Below are 2,099 nucleotides of genomic sequence, written 5' to 3' on the forward strand. Positions count from 1 at the left end.
GTGTTATACATTCTCGTCTAATAGAATATTTTTTTTAAAAAAATCTAAAAATTACGCAAAAAATTATTTTGCAAAACTTCCTTATTGATCCACTCTATAAATCTAAATATTCTGGTTTAAGAATATTTTTATAATCTATAAGTTTTTCATAGTCAATATAGTTTTTTGGTGGTGATATAAAGTTATGAGACACATTAGCTTTCGTTTTTTTGGCTTCTGTAGAAGTTTTTTTATTTTTTTTATCAAATGTCGTGCTTAGAATATTAGCACTTCCTTCAAGCTTAAAAATTAACTTGTTTGTAACTTTTTTCTCATCATCTTCATAGTAATTATTTATTTGACTTAAAAATAATGCATCGTCTTGAAATTTTTCATACCTATCCTCTTCAAAAGCTATATCCATGTTGTATTTATCATAAACCAATGTCAAGTGTTTAAATATTTCACCCTGATTATAAGTTAGAAAGTCAATGTTAATATCCATTGTAGAATTATCTATATAACAATACAATTTATCGTTAAGATAAACAGTAAGATGATATTCTTTCTCATTTTGATAAGCATATTTTGACCAATCTTCAGTTGTTATTAAGGCTTTTTTTTCTTCTTTGTTTGGTGTTCCATCCAATACCAAGTCCATTATGTTTTCTAGAGTTTCATCTTCAGATAAAACACTCTTTTCTAAGTCATTGTACTGTAAAAATTTGTATAAATACATAATTCTCTATTAATTTATAATCCTTTTATTTGCGATATATCATCTATTATTTGAACTCCTTTCTTTTTAGCATAATCTAAGACTTCTTTCGATACTCCTTGAGCATTTTCCACATGTAAAATTGCCTTTTCAGATAATTTGCCTAATTCTTTGGATTTTGAACCAACATATTTAGCTGCATCATTAATATAACTTTTAGCAGTTTGCGTTGTAACCTTAGATAAATCAGTAGCTTTCCTTTCTATTAATCCTATCCCTTCTATATATGAGTCTATTCGCCCTTTTTTACCATTCTTCAGCAATACGTCAAGCTCCGAACGAAATAGTTTACCTCCATTAGTTGCTAACTCCTCAGTAAATGCATTCATAACATTATTAAAGCTGTTTCCTCTCATAATATTTTGAAACCATCTTTGAGATTCCAACATCATCTGAGATAAGCATCTACCTGTATTATGAACAAGTAATGCCAACAAACCAACGAAATAAGTATGAAAGTGAGCTACTTCAAAGTTAAAAACTTTCTTGGGTTCATAATTAAATTCAATCTTTTTTATTTCAATTTTTTGGTCTTCTTTCGTTAAGATTAAATCTCCTTTTTCCAGCTCTGAAGCATCTTGCCAACCCTCTTCTGTATAAAAAGGATGAATTGCAGTTGTCTCAATGATTTCAGCCTCGGTGTAAATATTAATAGTATGATCACTTTCGTTCACCATCAAATCAATTACGGGTTGTAATGTAACAGAACCTGTATCCTCATCATATGCCCAGACCATATCACCAATCTGTATATCTTCAATATTTTTAATACCAAGCTCAGTATGCACTGGAGTTCCTGCAGGAAAACATGCAAATACGCAGGTTTTTAAAAGTTTTTTAGCAACATCATCTATGCTTTTCTTTAGCGCCTGCTTGCTTAGGTTTTTTAGCTCCTTACTTTTTTTTACTTTCTGCAATCATTTGGTCTAAAAGATCATCAAATTCATTTCTTTCGGGATTTATTTTTAAATAATTTAAAACACAATTGGAAGTTAAGAAATTGAGAAGTTTTTCACTACAGAACAATTTTTTCTCTTTTCCAATATATAAATCAGTTTTATTCTCATCTCCATTTATTTTAAGCCAATAAAACTTAGGAATCGACTTGTTTACATTATAATTATTAAAAAAATACTCACCCATTGAAATCTCTACATCTTCAATCATGTATCCTGTAAATGTTTGATTTTTTAAATTTTCTTTCAAATTTTCCGTAATCAAATAGCACGGATAGCACTCCATCAAATCGTCTCCCAGCCAATCTTCCAATTTAATATGAAGTTTAGAAACTGTTTTGGATGTGAGTTTTTGCTCTACAAACTCTGTCTTCTCACCAAGACCA

Annotated in this window: 3 protein-coding genes; all 3 read right to left on the bottom strand. The window is 29.3% G+C overall.

Annotated elements, in window-relative coordinates; all coding sequences use genetic code 11:
* Positions 1 to 94 precede the first annotated feature (94 nt).
* The gene (locus ASG21_RS09075) at positions 95 to 718 is read right to left on the bottom strand and encodes a hypothetical protein (protein ID WP_056078600.1); all 624 of its coding nucleotides are present in this window, start codon (positions 716 to 718) and stop codon (positions 95 to 97) included.
* A 14-nt stretch (positions 719 to 732) separates the two neighbouring features.
* Positions 733 to 1,674 (bottom strand): polymorphic toxin-type HINT domain-containing protein, encoded by a 942-nt coding sequence (locus tag ASG21_RS09080; protein WP_056078603.1) that lies wholly within the window; start codon positions 1,672 to 1,674, stop codon positions 733 to 735.
* Positions 1,652 to 2,099, bottom strand: a 448-nt coding sequence (locus ASG21_RS09085; RefSeq protein ID WP_206743172.1) for a hypothetical protein, incomplete at its 5' end; no start/stop codon positions are given. The genes ASG21_RS09085 and ASG21_RS09080, both read right to left, overlap by 23 nt.

This window comes from Chryseobacterium sp. Leaf394 (genome assembly GCF_001424105.1).
Classification (GTDB): Bacteria; Bacteroidota; Bacteroidia; order Flavobacteriales; family Weeksellaceae; genus Chryseobacterium.

Excerpts from the sequence above, each read along its gene's own strand:
- ASG21_RS09075 (WP_056078600.1), bottom strand. The coding sequence starts at position 718 with ATGTATTTATACAAATTTTTACAGTACAATGACTTAGAAAAGAGTGTT.